The sequence below is a fragment of the Streptomyces brasiliensis genome (genome assembly GCF_014647875.1).
In the GTDB taxonomy this organism is placed as follows: domain Bacteria; phylum Actinomycetota; class Actinomycetes; order Streptomycetales; family Streptomycetaceae; genus Streptomyces; species Streptomyces brasiliensis.
In genome coordinates this window covers 257,600-272,961 of record NZ_BMQA01000007.1, presented here as the reverse complement: position 1 = coordinate 272,961, position 15,362 = coordinate 257,600, and the positions used below count along the sequence as shown (strand labels likewise).

The 15,362-nt window shown below is 69.5% G+C and carries 12 protein-coding genes and 2 pseudogenes; 8 read left to right on the top strand and 6 right to left on the bottom strand.

Annotated elements, in window-relative coordinates; translation table 11 throughout:
• Positions 1-3 precede the first annotated feature (3 nt).
• The 3 genes from metG to IEZ19_RS14120 all read left to right on the top strand — a co-directional run bounded on the left by metG (position 4) and on the right by IEZ19_RS14120 (position 2,838).
• Positions 4-1,590: a methionine--tRNA ligase gene (metG, locus tag IEZ19_RS14130; protein ID WP_189311490.1), complete on the top strand. Its 1,587-nt coding sequence runs from the start codon at positions 4-6 to the stop codon at positions 1,588-1,590.
• A 58-nt stretch (positions 1,591-1,648) separates the two neighbouring features.
• Positions 1,649-2,329, top strand: coding sequence for a hypothetical protein (locus IEZ19_RS14125; RefSeq protein ID WP_189311576.1), 681 nt, complete (start codon positions 1,649-1,651; stop codon positions 2,327-2,329).
• Between the two features lie 95 nt (positions 2,330-2,424).
• On the top strand, positions 2,425-2,838 hold the full coding sequence (locus tag IEZ19_RS14120; protein WP_189311575.1) for a CoA-binding protein: 414 nt from the start codon (positions 2,425-2,427) through the stop codon (positions 2,836-2,838).
• Between the two features lie 93 nt (positions 2,839-2,931).
• On the opposite strand, the gene aspS is transcribed toward IEZ19_RS14120, so the two are convergent.
• Positions 2,932-4,695, bottom strand: coding sequence for an aspartate--tRNA ligase (gene aspS, locus IEZ19_RS14115; protein WP_189311489.1), 1,764 nt, complete (start codon positions 4,693-4,695; stop codon positions 2,932-2,934).
• Between the two features lie 147 nt (positions 4,696-4,842).
• Between aspS and IEZ19_RS14110 the strand changes: the two are divergent.
• Positions 4,843-5,526, top strand: a pseudogene (locus IEZ19_RS14110) (phosphatase); the annotation flags it as partial.
• Between the two features lie 77 nt (positions 5,527-5,603).
• On the opposite strand, the gene IEZ19_RS14105 reads toward IEZ19_RS14110, so the two are convergent.
• The 3 genes and pseudogenes from IEZ19_RS14105 to IEZ19_RS14095 all read right to left on the bottom strand — a co-directional run bounded on the left by IEZ19_RS14105 (position 5,604) and on the right by IEZ19_RS14095 (position 8,107).
• Complete coding sequence (locus IEZ19_RS14105; RefSeq protein ID WP_189311488.1) at positions 5,604-6,635, bottom strand: AI-2E family transporter; 1,032 nt, start codon at positions 6,633-6,635, stop codon at positions 5,604-5,606.
• A gap of 161 nt (positions 6,636-6,796) precedes the next feature.
• Positions 6,797-7,501, bottom strand: a pseudogene (locus IEZ19_RS14100) (pirin family protein); the annotation flags it as partial.
• Between the two features lie 135 nt (positions 7,502-7,636).
• Complete coding sequence (locus tag IEZ19_RS14095; RefSeq protein WP_189311487.1) at positions 7,637-8,107, bottom strand: SseB family protein; 471 nt, start codon at positions 8,105-8,107, stop codon at positions 7,637-7,639.
• Positions 8,108-8,250: 143 nt separating this feature from the next.
• On the opposite strand from IEZ19_RS14095, the gene IEZ19_RS14090 reads away from it, so the two are divergent.
• From IEZ19_RS14090 to IEZ19_RS14075, 4 genes are all read left to right on the top strand, one after another.
• Positions 8,251-10,092 (top strand): acyl-CoA dehydrogenase, encoded by a 1,842-nt coding sequence (locus IEZ19_RS14090; RefSeq protein ID WP_189311486.1) that lies wholly within the window; start codon positions 8,251-8,253, stop codon positions 10,090-10,092.
• Positions 10,093-10,177: 85 nt separating this feature from the next.
• Positions 10,178-11,500 carry a M18 family aminopeptidase gene (locus IEZ19_RS14085; protein ID WP_189311485.1) on the top strand — a complete coding sequence of 441 codons (1,323 nt, stop codon included), beginning with the start codon at positions 10,178-10,180 and terminating at the stop codon, positions 11,498-11,500.
• A gap of 202 nt (positions 11,501-11,702) precedes the next feature.
• Complete coding sequence (locus IEZ19_RS14080) at positions 11,703-12,839, top strand: glycosyltransferase family 2 protein (RefSeq protein WP_268248631.1); 1,137 nt, start codon at positions 11,703-11,705, stop codon at positions 12,837-12,839.
• A 63-nt stretch (positions 12,840-12,902) separates the two neighbouring features.
• Positions 12,903-13,067, top strand: a complete 165-nt coding sequence (locus tag IEZ19_RS14075; RefSeq protein ID WP_189311484.1) for a hypothetical protein — start codon at positions 12,903-12,905, stop codon at positions 13,065-13,067.
• Positions 13,068-13,072: 5 nt separating this feature from the next.
• Here the strand turns inward: IEZ19_RS14075 and IEZ19_RS14070 are convergent, their stop codons facing one another.
• Together IEZ19_RS14070 and IEZ19_RS14065 are read right to left on the bottom strand one after the other, a co-directional pair.
• Positions 13,073-14,911, bottom strand: coding sequence for an NHL domain-containing thioredoxin family protein (locus IEZ19_RS14070; protein WP_189311483.1), 1,839 nt, complete (start codon positions 14,909-14,911; stop codon positions 13,073-13,075).
• A 29-nt stretch (positions 14,912-14,940) separates the two neighbouring features.
• On the bottom strand, positions 14,941-15,360 hold the full coding sequence (locus IEZ19_RS14065; RefSeq protein WP_189311482.1) for a cupin domain-containing protein: 420 nt from the start codon (positions 15,358-15,360) through the stop codon (positions 14,941-14,943).
• Positions 15,361-15,362: the final 2 nt, after the last annotated feature.

The window sequence follows — 15,362 nt, the reverse complement described above, 5'->3', positions numbered from 1 at the left end:
CGAGTGACGTCGTACTACGTCACCACCCCGATCTACTACGTCAACGACGCACCGCACCTCGGTCACGCCTACACCACGGTCGCGGCGGACGTGCTCGCCCGCTGGCACCGGCAGCGCGGCGAGCGCGTCTGGTTCCTCACCGGCACCGACGAACACGGCCAGAAGATCCTGCGCACGGCCGAGGCGAACGGGGTCGGCCCGCAGGAGTGGGCCGACCGCCTGGTCACGGATGCCTGGCAACCCCTGTGGGAGCACCTGCAGATCTCGAACGACGATTTCATCCGCACCACGCAACAACGGCACACGGACCGGGTCCAGGAGTTCTTCCAGGACCTGTACGACAAGGGCGAGATCTATCAGGGCCGTTACGAGGGCCCGTACTGCGTGGCCTGCGAGGAGTTCAAGCTGCCCGGTGAACTCATCGACGGCGAGGGCGAGTTCGCGGGACAGAAGCTGTGCGCGATCCATCGCCGGCCGGTGGAGATGCTCAGCGAGGACAACTACTTCTTCAGACTGAGCGACTACGGCGACCGGCTCCTCGCGCACTACGAGGCGCACCCCGACTTCATCCAGCCCGAGTCGGCGCGCAACGAGGTCGTGAACTTCGTCCGCAGGGGCCTGCAGGACCTCTCCATCTCCCGCTCGACGTTCGCCTGGGGCGTCCCGGTCCCCTGGGACGAACACCACGTCATCTACGTCTGGGCCGACGCCCTGCTCAACTACGCGACGGCGGTCGGCTACAACGAGAACCCGGCCCGATTCGACGACGTCTTCCCCGCGGACGTCCATCTGATCGGCAGGGACATCCTCCGCTTCCACGCGGTGATCTGGCCGGCGATGCTCATGGCACAGGGCCTGCCGCTGCCGGGCCGGATCGCTGCCAACGGCTGGCTGCTGGTCGGCGGCGAGAAGATGTCGAAGTCCAACCTGACCGGCATCGAACCGCAGGACCTCACCTCGCACTTCGGCGTGGACGCGTACCGCTGGTACTTCCTGCGCGCCATCGCCTTCGGCCAGGACGGCTCGTTCTCCTGGGAGGACTTCACGGCCCGCTACACGAGCGAGCTGGCGAACGACTACGGCAACCTGGCCTCCCGGGTGACGGCGATGATCGGCCGGTACTTCGCCGGCACGCTCCCGGAAGCGAAGACGGACGGCGAGGCGGAGCGGACGATTCGCGAAAGCCTCACGAGGACCGTCACCGAGGCCGACCGCCGCGTCGGCGACCAGCTGGACTTCCAGGGCGGCATCCTGGCGATCTTCGACTTCGTCCGCCAGGTCAACGGCTACCTCACGCAGCAGCAGCCGTGGAAGATCGCGAAGGACGACACGCCGGAGGCCAGAGCCCGCCTGGGCACGATCCTGTACACGGCCGCGGAGTCCCTCCGGGCGGTGGCGGTCCTGCTGAACCCGGTCATGCCCCGGACGTCCCAGCAGCTCTGGACATCCCTGGGCGCGGAACCGTCTCTCGGCCCCCTGCCCGCCCAGCGAATCCACGAGGCCGGCGGATGGGGCCGACTCCCACCCGGCACAACGGTGGCCAAGGGCCCAGCCCTGTTCCCCCGCCTGGAGGAGAACCCGAACACATAGCCCGACGGGGGTGCCGTGGACAGGCACGGCGTCCCTGTTCTGGCAGAGTACGGATGCCGTGAACCTCCCCGAACTCCAGGACCGGCTCCTCGCCGACGTCGTGTCCGCCGGCATCCCCCACGACCTGGTCCTCGCCGGTGGCTGTGCTCTCCAGGCGCACGGACTGCTGCAACGCCCGCACGCCAACCTCGACTTCGCCACCGAGAGCCCCGAGCCGATGGAGCGGATCGCACATGCCGTCGGCGCGGCCCTGGAGGCGCGGGGAAGGCAGGTCCAGGCCGGGCCCGTCACCGCGCTCACCGCGCAGTTGACGGTCACGGACCCGCCGACCGGCCGCCCGTGCGCCCTGGCACTGCACAAGGAGGTCTTCTGGCAGCCGCCGGCGCTCACCGAGTACGGCCCGGCCCTCTCGCTCGAGGACGCCGTCGGCACGAAGATCCGGGCTCTGTACGACCGGGGCGCGGCCGTCGACCTGATCGACGCGCAGGCGGCCGCGGCCCGCTTCTCCCTCCCCGACCTGGAGGAACTTGGCCGCCGCCACGCCCACGACCCCTTCGACCTGCCCACCCTCCAGTCCCGCCTCACCGGCACGGACTTCTACTCCGACGCGGACTTCCTGAGATACGGCCTGGACGACACCGCGATCAGCACCCTGCGCGCCTGGGCCCAGCGCTGGTCCGACGACATCGCGGAACGCCTCCTGGAGGACGGTGCGTCTCCGGACGGGGAGGACGGTTGATGGGTCATATGGCGACAGGCATTGCATACAGTATGCAGAGCCACTACCGTCTCCTCATGCTGCTGACGACCCTCACGGAGGTGCCGGGCATGACGATCTACAGCGATGACATGACGATGAGGCAGATTCTCACCGCTGCTGGAGACACCTGGGCCGTGGTGGGCCTGTCCGACAACCCCGAACGGGCTGCCTACCGCGTGGCCGCGAAGCTGCAGCGCATCGGTAAGAGGGTCGTGCCCGTGCATCCGAAGGCCGAGGCGGTGCACGGTGAGCAGGGCTACGCCTCCCTCGCGGCGATCCCCTTCCCGGTGGACGTGGTGAACGTGTTCGTCAACTCCGCCCTCGCCGGAGCCATCGCCGACCAGGCTGTGGCGATCGGCGCCAAGGCGGTCTGGTTCCAGGTGGACGTCATAGACGAGGCCGCCTACGACAGGACTCGCGAGGCCGGCCTGTTGATGGTGATGGACCGCTCCCCGGGACGGGAGATACCCCGGCTGGGGCTCGGCTGACGATCCGCTGCCGCGCTTCCGCCCGGACCTCGGCCGCACACATGCGAAAGCGGCCCGGAACCTCCGAGGTTCCGGGCCGCTTCGCGTGAACGCCTACTTCGGCTGCGGCTTCCGCACCGACAGGTGCAGTTCCTTCAGCCGGGCCTCTTCCAGCTCCGTCGGAGCGCCCATCATCAGGTCCTGGGCGTTGCCGTTGAGCGGGAAGGAGATCGTCTCGCGGATGTTCGGCTCGTCCGCGAGGAGCATGACGATGCGGTCGACACCCGGGGCGATGCCGCCGTGCGGCGGGGCGCCGAAGCGGAACGCGCGGAGCATGCCCGCGAACTTCTCCTCCACCGTCTCGCGGTCGTAGCCCGCGATCTCGAACGCCTTGAGCATGATGTCCGGCTCGTGGTTCCGGATCGCTCCGGACGACAGCTCGACGCCGTTGCAGACGATGTCGTACTGCCAGCCCAGGATGTCCAGCGGGTCCTGGGTCTCCAGCGCCTCCAGACCACCCTGCGGCATCGAGAACGGGTTGTGCGAGAAGTCGATCGCGCCGGTCTCCTCGTCCTTCTCGTACATCGGGAAGTCGACGATCCAGCAGAAGCGGAAGACGTTCTCCTCGAAGTGGCCGGCACGCTTGGCGGCCTCGACGCGCACCGCGCCCATGATCTTCGAGACCTCGTCGAACTCGCCCGCGCCGAAGAACACCGCATGGCCGGGAGCGAGGGACAGGCGCTTCGTCAGCTCCGCGACGTTGCCCTCCGTGAGGAACTTCGCGATCGGGCCCGAGAGGGAGCCGTCCTCGGCGACACGGACCCAGGCCAGGCCCTTCGCGCCCAGCGTCACCGCGAAGTCGCCGAGCTGGTCGAAGAACTTGCGGGGCTGGGAGGAGACGTCCGGGACCGGCAGGGCACGGACGTGCTTGCCGGCGAACGCCTTGAACTCCGAACCCTCGAAGATGTCGGTGATGTCGACGAGTTCGAGCTTGGCGCGCAGGTCCGGCTTGTCGGAGCCGTACTTCAGCATCGCCTCGCGGAACGGGATCCGCGGGAAGGGCGAGGTGACGTGGCGGCCGTTCCCGAACTCCTCGAACAGCTCCGTCATCAGCTGCTCGATCGGCTGGAACACGTCCTCCTGCTCGACGAAGCTCATCTCGACGTCGAGCTGGTAGAACTCGCCGGGCGAGCGGTCCGCGCGGGCGTCCTCGTCACGGAAGCAGGGCGCGATCTGGAAGTAGCGGTCGAAGCCGGAGATCATCAGCAGCTGCTTGAACTGCTGCGGCGCCTGGGGGAGCGCGTAGAACTTGCCCGGGTTCAGACGGGACGGGACGACGAAGTCACGCGCGCCCTCGGGGGAGGTCGCGGACAGGATCGGCGTCGCCATCTCGTTGAAGCCCAGCGCCGTCATCTTGTGCCGGATCGCGGAGATCACGGCCGTACGCAGCATGATGTTGCGGTGCATGCGCTCACGGCGCAGGTCGAGGAAGCGGTACTCCAGGCGCCGCTCCTCGTTGACCCCGTCCTCGGCGTTGATCGTGAAGGGGAGCGGGGCGGCCGCGCCCAGCACCTCGACCTCGGAGACCTCGATCTCGATCTCGCCGGTCGGCAGGTCCGGGTTCACGTTCTCCGCGCCCCGGGAGACCACGCGGCCGTCGATGCGGACGACGGTCTCCTTGGAGAGCTTGTCGAGGGCCTCGTACGACGCCGTGCCGGGGCGGGCCACGAGCTGCGTGATGCCGTAGTGGTCGCGCAGATCGATGAAGAGGATGCCGCCCAGGTCGCGCCGATTGTGCAGCCAGCCACTCAACCGGACGTCGGTGCCGACGTCAGAGGCGCGGAGCTCGCCGCAGGTGTGGGACCTGTACCGATGCATCGTCGTTCATCCAGTCTTCGCGGATCGGGGGGCGTGTTTCACGTGAAACTCCCCCCAAGCCTACCGGGCACCCCAAGATCGGCTCCCCACCATTACCCGGTGGACGACCGGTGGCATTCTTCGATCATCTCTCCATAAAGTGGGGCAATGCTTACTGGCGGGCCCCTGCCCGCCACCGGGGACGTCCTGGCCGCCCTCGCAACCGGGCTGTGGCACTGGGACACCGCCACCGGGCTGGTCACCGCGGACGCGGAGGCGGCACGGCTGATCGGGATGCCCGCCGAGCCGGCCACTCTCTCCGAGGCCCGGCTACGGGCCCGGTTTCATTCCGTCGACTGGAACGAGATCACCGGGGTGGTCCAGCTGGCCGCCGCCGAGGGCACGCTCGCCGAGGTGCGGATCCGGGTCATGGACGAGCAGGGCCGTATCGTCCGGGTCGTCCGCAGCCGCTCCAAGCCGTCCTACGACCCCGAGAGACACGCGTACGAACTGATCTGCACCCTCCAGGAGGTCACCGAGCCGACACCGGGAACACCGGCGGGCCGGAGCGCGGTCACGGGGGACTGGCGGCGCTCCTGGGAGGCGTTCCTGCTGGACGCGGGCCGGGCGCTGGCGGAGGCACGGTCCATGGCGGAGGCCCTGCGGGTCGCGGCCGGACTGTCGATGCCGGGCTTCACGCCGGACGGGCTCGCGGTGTACGCCCCGGTCGGCGGCCGGCTGACGATCATCGGCCACCACGGGCAGGAGCTGGGTACCAAGGCGCCCTTCTTCAACATGCCGCTGGAGACGCACTACCCGGCGGCGGAGGTGATCCGCACCGGACGTGCCGTCAACGAGTGGGGTCACTCCGCGAGGCGAGGGCAAGAGCATCTGGTTCGAGCTGTACGAGCACCGGTGAACGACGGTGACTACTCGGGGGCGTACCGGCTCCTGAGTTCGTGCACGACGCCGAAGGCGGCCGCGGTCAGCGGTACGGCCAGCAGCAACCCCACGATCCCCGCGACGGACGCCCCTGCCGTGATCGTGACCATCACCACCGCCGGATGCATCTGCACGGTCCTGCTCTGGATCATCGGCTGCAGCACATGCCCCTCCAGCAGTTGGACGGCGACCACGACGCCGAGCACCCACAGCGCGATCACGAAACCCCGGTCGGCGAGCGCCACGAGCACGGCCACCGCGCCGGAGAGGAAGGCGCCGAGGTAGGGGATGTAGGCGGCGACGAAGACCAGCGCGCCCAGGCCCGGCGCGCCCGGCACCTGGAGCACGAGCAGTCCGAGGGTGATGCAGAGGGCGTCGATGAGCGCGATGACGGTGGTGCCGCGCATGAATCCCTCGATCGCCCCGAAGGCACGGCGGGCCATGGCCTCGAGGAGGCCGGCGGTGCCGCGCGGGGCGACGGATCTGAGGGTCTCTACGGCCCGGTGGGAGTCGCGCAGGAAGAAGAACACGAGCAGCAGGGCGAGTACGGCCATGGCGATGGACTCGGCGACCACGCTCACCCCGCTGATCACGTTGGCGGCGGCCGTTCCGCCGAACTTGGCCAGCAGGCCCTTGGAGTTGGCGGCGAGGTCGTCGAGCGAAGTGCCGGCCGCCCCGAAGTGCTGGGCGAGGGACTTGCCGGCCTGCCGCAGCGAGGCGATGATCTCGTTCCCGGTGTCGATCAGCGCGGCGACCACGATGTACACGGCGCCGCCGACCACGGCCACGACCGCGACACAGGTGAGCCCGGCGGCCACGGACCGCTGGACGCCCGCTCGCACGAGGCGCCGGTACAGCGGCCCGAGCAGCGCGGTGCCCAGCAGTGCGAGCAGCACGGGTGTCACGGCCGTGCGGAACTCCACGCACAGCCGGATCCCGACCCACGCGACCCCGGAGACCAGCAGGATCACCACGCACCAGGCCGCGAGGCGCCGGATCGGTTCGGGGAGCAGCTGCACTCCCCCAGCGCACCACGCACCGCCCACCGTGTCCTGCGCGCACGGTCCGGCCGGGTGACGGGTCGTCAGCCGTCCGACACCGCCCCGCCGCCGGACGACGACGAGCCGTGGGCCACATGGCGCACGGCTCGTCGGGGTGGTGCGGGGGTGCGGGGCCGGGGTCAGGCCTGCGGGCCGGCCTCCGTCATGCCGTGGACCGCCGGGACGGTGCCGAGGCGACCCTTCTGGAAGTCCTCGAAGGCCTGCTGGAGCTCTTCGCGGGTGTTCATGACGAACGGGCCGTAGTGGGCCATGGGCTCACGGATCGGCTGACCACCGAGGAGGACGACCTCGAGGTCAGGGGTGTTGGAGTCCTGCTTCTCGTCCGCGCGGACGGTCAGCGAGGAGCCGTTGCCGAAGACCGCGGCCTGGCCGAGCTTGACCGGGCGGTGGTCGGCGCCGACCGTGCCCCTGCCCGCCAGCACGTACGCCAGGGCGTTGAAGTCCTCGCGCCAGGGCAGCGTGATCTCCGCGCCGGGCGCCAGCGTCGCGTGGATCATGGTGATCGGCGTGTGCGTGACGCCGGGGCCCGCGTGACCGTCCAGCTCACCGGCGATGACGCGCAGGAGCGCGCCGCCGTCGGGGGACGTGAGCAGCTGGACGCTGCCTGCACGGATGTCCTGGTAGCGCGGCGCCATCATCTTGTCCTTGGCCGGCAGGTTCACCCACAGCTGCAGACCGTGGAAGAGGCCACCGGACACGACGAGGTGCTCCGGCGGGGCCTCGATGTGCAGGAGGCCGGCGCCCGCCGTCATCCACTGGGTGTCACCGTTGGTGATGGTGCCGCCCCCGCCGTGCGAGTCCTGGTGGTCGAAGATGCCGTCGATGTACCTCCTTGAGGACCCAGATTAGTTGAGCGTTGAACTTTCTGCCACCCCCAACAGAGAAAGCCCGGAGGGAATTCCCCTCCGGGCTCACGCGAGAGCGGGGCAGCGCCTCAGCCGTCTGCGCGGCGAGGGCGTCTAGCCATACATGCGGCGCATCGCGAACTCGACCATCTGCTCGACCGCCTTCGCGTCGAAGACCATGCGGTGCTCGCCCTCCATGTCGAGGACGAAGCCGTAGCCGGTCGGCAGGAGGTCGATCACCTCGGAGCCGGTGATCACGAAGTACTTGGACTCCTTGCCCGCGTACCGGCGCAACTCCTTCAGCGAGGTGAACATCGGGATCACCGGCTGCTGGGTGTTGTGCAGGGCGAGGAACCCGGGGTTGTCACCGCGCGGGCAGTACACCTTCGAGGTCGCGAAGACCTGCTGGAAGTCCTCCGCGGCCAACTGGCCGGTGGTGAAGGCCCGCACCGCGTCCGCGAGCGACGGCGGCGACGGCTCCGGGTACAGCGGCGGCTGCTGGCCGTACCCACCGGCACCGCCCGCCGGCTGCTGCGGCGGGGCGTACTGCTGCTGAGCGCCGAGGTTCTGGTCATAGCCGTACATGGACGCAAGCGTACTGAGTCACAGATGACCGGTTCGGGGTTGCTTCTTATTACCGACGGGTAGCATCATCGTAGTCATTCATTGGTGCATGAATCCAGATGCGAGGAGTCAGTGCCTCGCCGAGTCCGATACGGAGCCGTCACATGGGGCACTACAAGTCGAATCTGCGCGACATCGAGTTCAACCTCTTCGAAGTCCTCGGCCGCGACAAGCTGTACGGCACCGGCCCCTTCGCCGAGATGGACACGGACACCGCGAAGAGCGTCCTGGAGGAGCTGACGCGGCTCGCCGAGCACGAGCTGGCCGAGTCCTTCGCCGACGCCGACCGCAACCCGCCGGTCTTCGACCCCGAGACGAACACCGCGCCGGTCCCGGCGTCCTTCAAGAAGAGCTACAAGGCCTTCATGGACTCCGAGTACTGGCGCCTCGGCCTGCCCGAGGAGATCGGCGGCACGACGGCCCCGCCGTCCCTGATCTGGTCGTACGCGGAGCTGATCCTCGGCTCGAACCCGGCGATCTGGATGTACTCCTCCGGCCCGGCGTTCGCCCGCATCCTCTTCGAGGAGGGCACCGAGTGGCAGAAGAAGGTCGCCGAGATCGCCGTGGAGAAGACCTGGGGCTCCACCATGGTGCTCACCGAGCCCGACGCCGGTTCGGACGTCGGCGCCGGCCGCACCAAGGCGATCCAGCAGGAGGACGGCTCCTGGCACATCGAGGGCGTGAAGCGCTTCATCACCTCCGGTGAGCACGACATGGAGGAGAACATCCTTCACTACGTGCTCGCCCGCCCCGAGGGCGCCGGTCCCGGCACCAAGGGCCTGTCCCTCTTCCTCGTACCCAAGTACCTCTTCGACTTCGAGACCGGCGAGCTGGGCGAGCGCAACGGCGTCTACGCCACCAACGTCGAGCACAAGATGGGCCTCAAGGCCTCCAACACCTGCGAGATGACCTTCGGCGACCGCCACCCCGCCAAGGGCTGGCTGATCGGCGACAAGCACGACGGCATCCGCCAGATGTTCCGCATCATCGAGTTCGCCCGCATGATGGTCGGCACGAAGGCGATCTCCACGCTGTCCACGGGCTACCTGAACGCGCTGGAGTACGCCAAGGAGCGCGTCCAGGGTCCCGACCTGGCGAAGTTCATGGACAAGACCGCGCCCAAGGTCACCATCACCCACCACCCCGACGTGCGCCGTTCGCTCATCACGCAGAAGGCGTACGCGGAGGGCATGCGCGCCCTCGTCCTCTACACGGCCTCGATCCAGGACGCCATCGCGGTCAAGGAGGCGAACGGCGAGGACGCGTCGACCGAGCACGCGCTGAACGACCTGCTCCTGCCGATCGTCAAGGGCTACGGCTCCGAGAAGGGCTACGAGCAGCTCGCCCAGTCGCTGCAGACCTTCGGCGGCTCCGGCTTCCTGCAGGAGTACCCGATCGAGCAGTACATCCGCGACGCCAAGATCGACACCCTCTACGAGGGCACGACCGCGATCCAGGGCCAGGACTACTTCTTCCGGAAGATCGTCCGCAACCAGGGCGCAGCGCTGAACTCCCTCGCCGAGGACATCAAGAAGTTCCTGGCCCTCGGCACCGGCGGTGAGGAGCTGGCGGGCGCCCGCGAGCACCTCGCGAAGGCCGCTGTCGAGCTGGAGGCCATCGTCGGCCTCATGCTGACCGACCTCGCCGCCACCGAGCAGGACGTCAAGAACATCTACAAGGTCGGCCTGAACACCACCCGCCTGCTGCTCGCCTCCGGCGACGTCATCGTCGGCTACCTGCTCCTGAAGGGCGCCGCGGTCGCCGCCGAGAAGCTGGAGACGGCGTCCGCCAAGGCCGTGTCGTCCAAAGATGTGGCCTTCTACACCGGCAAGATCGCCGCGGCGAAGTTCTTCGCGGCCAACGTCCTGCCCGGCGTCACCCTGGCCCGCAAGGTCTCGGAGAACGTCGACCTGGACCTGATGGAGCTGGACGAGGCCGCGTTCTAGTCACCGGCCCGTCGCTCCGACCACCTACGTGGGTCTGCTCCCGTCACAGGGAGGAGACCCACGTACGTCGTTAAGCTAGAAACCCATGAGCGCATCAACCCGCTTCGACCGGGGCCACACCGACGACCTGATGTCCTTCCTCGCGGCGAGCCCGTCGCCGTACCACGCCGTGGCGAACGCCGCCGCGCGGCTGGAGAAGGCCGGTTTCCGCCAGGTCGCCGAGACGGACGCCTGGGACGCGGAGACATCAGCGGCTTCCGCCGCGGGAAGCGGCGGCAGGTTCGTACTGCGCGGCGGCGCGATCGTGGCCTGGTACGTCCCCGAGGGCGCCGGAGCCCATACGCCGTTCCGGATCGTCGGCGCCCACACCGACTCGCCCAACCTGCGCGTCAAGCCGCTCCCGGACACCGGCGCGCACGGCTGGCGCCAGGTCGCCGTGGAGATCTACGGCGGGCCGCTGCTCAACTCCTGGCTCGACCGGGATCTGGGCCTGGCCGGCCGGCTGACCCTGCGGAACGGCTCGACGCGCCTCGTGAACATCGACCGGCCGCTCCTGCGGGTGCCCCAACTGGCCATCCACCTCGACCGGTCGGTGACCGCCGAGGGGCTCAAGCTCGACAAGCAGCGGCACATGCAGCCGATCTGGGGCCTCGGCGACGACGTGCGCGACGGCGACCTTATCGCCTTCCTGGAGGAGGAGTCCGGACTGCCGTCGGGCGAGGTGACCGGCTGGGATCTGATGACGCACTCCGTGGAGGCACCGGCCTTCCTGGGCCGCGACCGTGAACTGCTCGCCGGGCCGCGCATGGACAACCTGCTGTCGGTCCACGCGGGGACGGCGGCGCTGGCGGCGGTGGCGGCCTCGGGAACGGCCCTTCCCCACATCCCGGTCCTCGCCGCCTTCGACCACGAGGAGAACGGCTCGCAGTCGGACAGCGGGGCGGACGGACCACTGCTGGGCGGAGTCCTGGAGCGCTCGGTGTTCGCGCGCGGAGGTTCGTACGAGGACCGGGCACGCGCCTTCGCCGGCACGATCTGCCTGTCCTCGGACACGGGCCACGCGGTACACCCCAACTACGCGGAGCGCCACGACCCGACGCACCACCCGCGGGTCGACGGCGGCCCGATCCTGAAGGTCAACGTCAACAACCGCTACGCGACGGACGGTTCGGGCCGCGCGGTCTTCGCCGCGGCCTGCGAGAAGGCGGGCGTGCCCTTCCAGTCCTTCGTCTCCAACAACTCGATGCCCTGCGGCACGACGATCGGCCCCATCACGGCGGCCCGGCACGGCATCAGGACGGTCGACATCGGCGTCGCGATCCTGTCGATGCACAGCGCCCGCGAACTGTGCGGCGCGAACGACCCGCACATGCTGGCCAACGCGTTGGTGGCGTTCCTGGAGAACTGACCGCCGCCCCGCTCGGCTCCCGGAGGATTCGGCCCCGGGAGCCGGCAGGTTCTGTCATCGGCGTTCCTCGGCCGAGCCGCGCCTTGAGAAATCCGTTATCCAAGGCAACTTGTGGAGTTGTGTGGAAATCGTGAAGACTCTTCACATCTGAGGGCCAGGAGGGGAAGCCGGGTCCTCCACACATCCTGACCGGGGGCTCGCCGTGCGCCACCTCGCGAACAGCGCGTCGCATTCGCCGCGTCACGCCGCCCGCAGGGCGCACGCCGCACCGGACGCATCCGCCGACCGGCCCCGCCTCGCCGTCCTGATACCGGCCCACAACGAACAGGATCGCATCGCCGCCGCCCTCGACGGCCTGTGGCGCCAGACCCGGCGACCCGACCTGGTCATCGTCGTCGCCGACAACTGCACCGACGACACCGCCGCCATCGCCACCTCCCTCGGCGCCCAGGTCTTCCTCACCCAGGGCAACACCCACAAGAAGGCCGGCGCCCTCAACCAGGCCATCGCCTGGGTACTGCCCCACCTCGACGACCGCGACCTGCTGCTCGTCCAGGACGCCGACACCGTGCTCAGCCCCTGGTTCGCCGAGACCGCCATCGCCGCCTTCAACCGCAAGGTCGGCGCCGTCGGCGGCGTCTTCTACGGCGAGCCCGGCGGCGGCCTCCTCGGCCTGCTCCAGCGCATGGAGTTCCACCGCTACGCCTGGGAACTGGAACGCACCGGCGGCAAGGCCCAGGTGCTCACCGGCACCGGCACCATGTTCCGAGCCCGCGTCCTGCGCGAGGTCCGCGCCGCCCGCCGCGCCGGAGTCATCGGCGGCGGCACGAACTACTACAGCCTCGCCTCGCTCACCGAGGACGACGAGATGACCAAGGCGGTCAAGACCCTCGGCTACCGGGCGATGTCCCCGGCCGGCTGCGCGGTCACCACCGAGGTCATGCCCACCCTGTCCAAACTGTGGCACCAGCGGCTGCGCTGGCAGCGCGGCGCCCTGGAGAACCTGCGCGACTACGGCTGGACCCGGGTGACCGCCCGCTACTTCCTCCAGCAGTTCCTGATGGGCTTCGGCGCGCTGTCCTTCCTCGTCTATCTGACCTTCATGATCACGTGCACCTCGCTGTACGGCTGGCCCGGCATGTCACCGTTCTGGACCGCGATCGGCCTGATCTTCGTGGTCGAGAAGACCGTCTCCGTACGCCGCGCGGGCCCCCGGGCCGTCCTCGTCGCCGCGGTGATGATCCCCGAGATGCTCTACGACCTGTTCCAGCACGCCGTCTACTTCTCCTCCCTGTGGGGCCTGCTGCGCCGCAGCGAGGAGAAGTGGGTCGCCACCTGAACCGCCCCCCACGCGGAAACACCCTCACCTACGCAAACCGAACCCTCGAAACGGAGAAGCACGATGTACGGACGAGTGATAGGCGCCGGCACCACCGGCGCGGGCGGTGCCACCCTGGCGGCCACCGGCGTCTGGCTGAACAGCATCGCGCTGATGGTGGCGGCCACCACGCTGCTGGCCGCCGGGGTGGCCCTGTTCAAGCTGGCGCCGCGCCCGCGCCGCCGCTGACTCCCTCAGTCCTCCTGGTCGTCCATCCCTGCAAGCACCAGCGGCAGCCGGTCCGCCCCACCCTCGACGAGGCGGACCGGAACGCCCCAGTCCTGCTGGTGGACATGGCAGGCGGGAAACTCGGCGGACGGGTCGTCATCGCAGGACGCCGCCATCGCCGAGACGTGCAACACGCCTTCCTGGACAGCGGGGTTGAGCTCCAGCTCACGGGACAGGTCCGTGTCCGCGCCCTCGCCCGCGAGCAGCAGCTCGGGCGGCGTGGAGGAGACGAGAAGGCGGGTCGAGGGGCCGTACCGCGTGTCGAGCTTCTGACCGGCGGGCGCCTGGAAGACCACGTCCAACCGCAGCCTGCCGGCCGCGACTTCCGTGGCCGCGCGCTGGGTGCGATGGGCGACCGCCGCCACCCGCACCGCCTCCTCGGGCAGCCGCAGCCGGGTCAGCCGGTGCCGGGCCGACTCGACGACCACGATGTCGTCGCCGACCAGCACCGCGTCGCTCGGCTCACGCAGGTCCGTGGCCAGCGTGGTCACTTCGCCGCTCGCCGGATCGAAGCGCCGTAGCGCGTGGTTGTACGTGTCGGCCACGGCCACCGAACCGTCGGGCAGCGCGGTCACCCCCAACGGATGCTGGAGCAGAGCCTGTTCGGCGGCGCCGTCCCGGTGGCCGAAGTCGAACAGACCGGTGCCGACGGCCGTGTGGACGGTGCCGTCGGGGTCCACCCAGCGCAGCGCCGACGTCTCGGAGTCGGCGAGCCAGAGCCGGTCGGCGGTGGCCGCGAGACCGGAGGGCTGAGCGAACCAGGCCTGGTCGGCGGGCCCGTCGACGAGCCCCTCATTGGTCGTACCCGCCGCCACGCCCACGGTCCCCTCGGCCGGGTCGTACGCCCACAGCTGATGCACACCCGCCATGGCGATCCACACCTTGCCGCCGAACAGGGCAACGTCCCAGGGCGACGAGAGGTCGACCTCACGGGCCGGACCGGAGGCGGCTGACCCCTGCCACCACTGCTTGCCCGTGCCGGCGAGGGTGCTCACCTCACCGGTGGCGAGGTCGACGCGGCGCAGGGCGTGGTTGACGGTGTCGGCGACGATCACGGACGAGTCGTCGAGGAGGGCCAGACCCTGCGGCTCGCTGAAGGACGCCGCGTCCGCCGCACCGTCCGCGAACCCGCGCACCCCGGAGCCGATCCGCCGCACGACGCTCTCACCGTCCTCGGCCAGCTCCACCAGCTGGTGCCGTGTGGTGTCGCTGACCAGGAAGTTCCCGCCGGGCAGCAACATCGCCTTGCCGGGGAAGCGCAGTACGGTCGGCTCGGGCTCCGGCGCGACGTACGGCCCGTCGCCCCGGCGCAGCGTGCCCTTCGCGGCGTGCTCGGCCTCCAGCTCCTCCACGAGCCGCGCAATGGCGTGCGCATGCCCCTCACCGGCGTGCTGGGCGACCACGTATCCCTCGGGGTCGATCACGACGAGCGTCGGCCAGGCCCGCACGGCGTACTGCTTCCAGGTGGCCAGCTCCGGATCGTCGAGCACGGGATGCTCCACCCCGTACCGCTCGACGGCGTCCACCACGGCCCCGTGCTCGGCCTCGTGCACGAACTTCGGCGAGTGCACCCCGACGATCACGACGGTGTCCCGGTGCTTCTCCTCCAGCTCCCGCAGCTCGTCCAGGACGTGCAGACAGTTGATGCAGCAGAACGTCCAAAAATCCAGAATGACGATGCGCCCCCGCAGGTCGGCGAGGGTGTACTGGGTACCGCCCGTGTTCAGCCAGCCGCCCTTGCCGATCAGCTCGGGAGCGCGGACACGGGCACGGCGGCGGGTCGGGGCAGGGGTGGTGTCGCTCATGGATCAAGGGTGCCACTCGCCACCGACAGTCAGCCCAGCGCGTGTCCGGTCGTCGCGTCCACGTGCGCCGGGATGTCTTCGTGGCGGTCGCCGACCGTCAGGGTGCCGGTCGGTTCGAAGAGGAGGATGGCCGTCGGGACCGGGGCGTACGGCTTGTGTTCCGTGCCGTGCGGGACCGTGAAGACCGAACCCTTGGAGAGGACGACCGTGCGTTCGCCGGCCGGCTCGCGAAGGGCGATGTGCAGTTCACCCTCCAGGACCAGAAAGAACTCGTCGGTGTGGTCGTGGACGTGCCAGACGTGGTCGCCCTCGACCTTCGCGATGCGGACGTCGTAGTCGTTGACGGACGTCACGATGCGGGGGCTCCACTGCTCGGTGAAGGACGCCAGGGCCGAGGGCAGCGAGACCGGGGAGGCCGGGGAGATCGGGGAGGTCGCGTTCTGGGTCATGC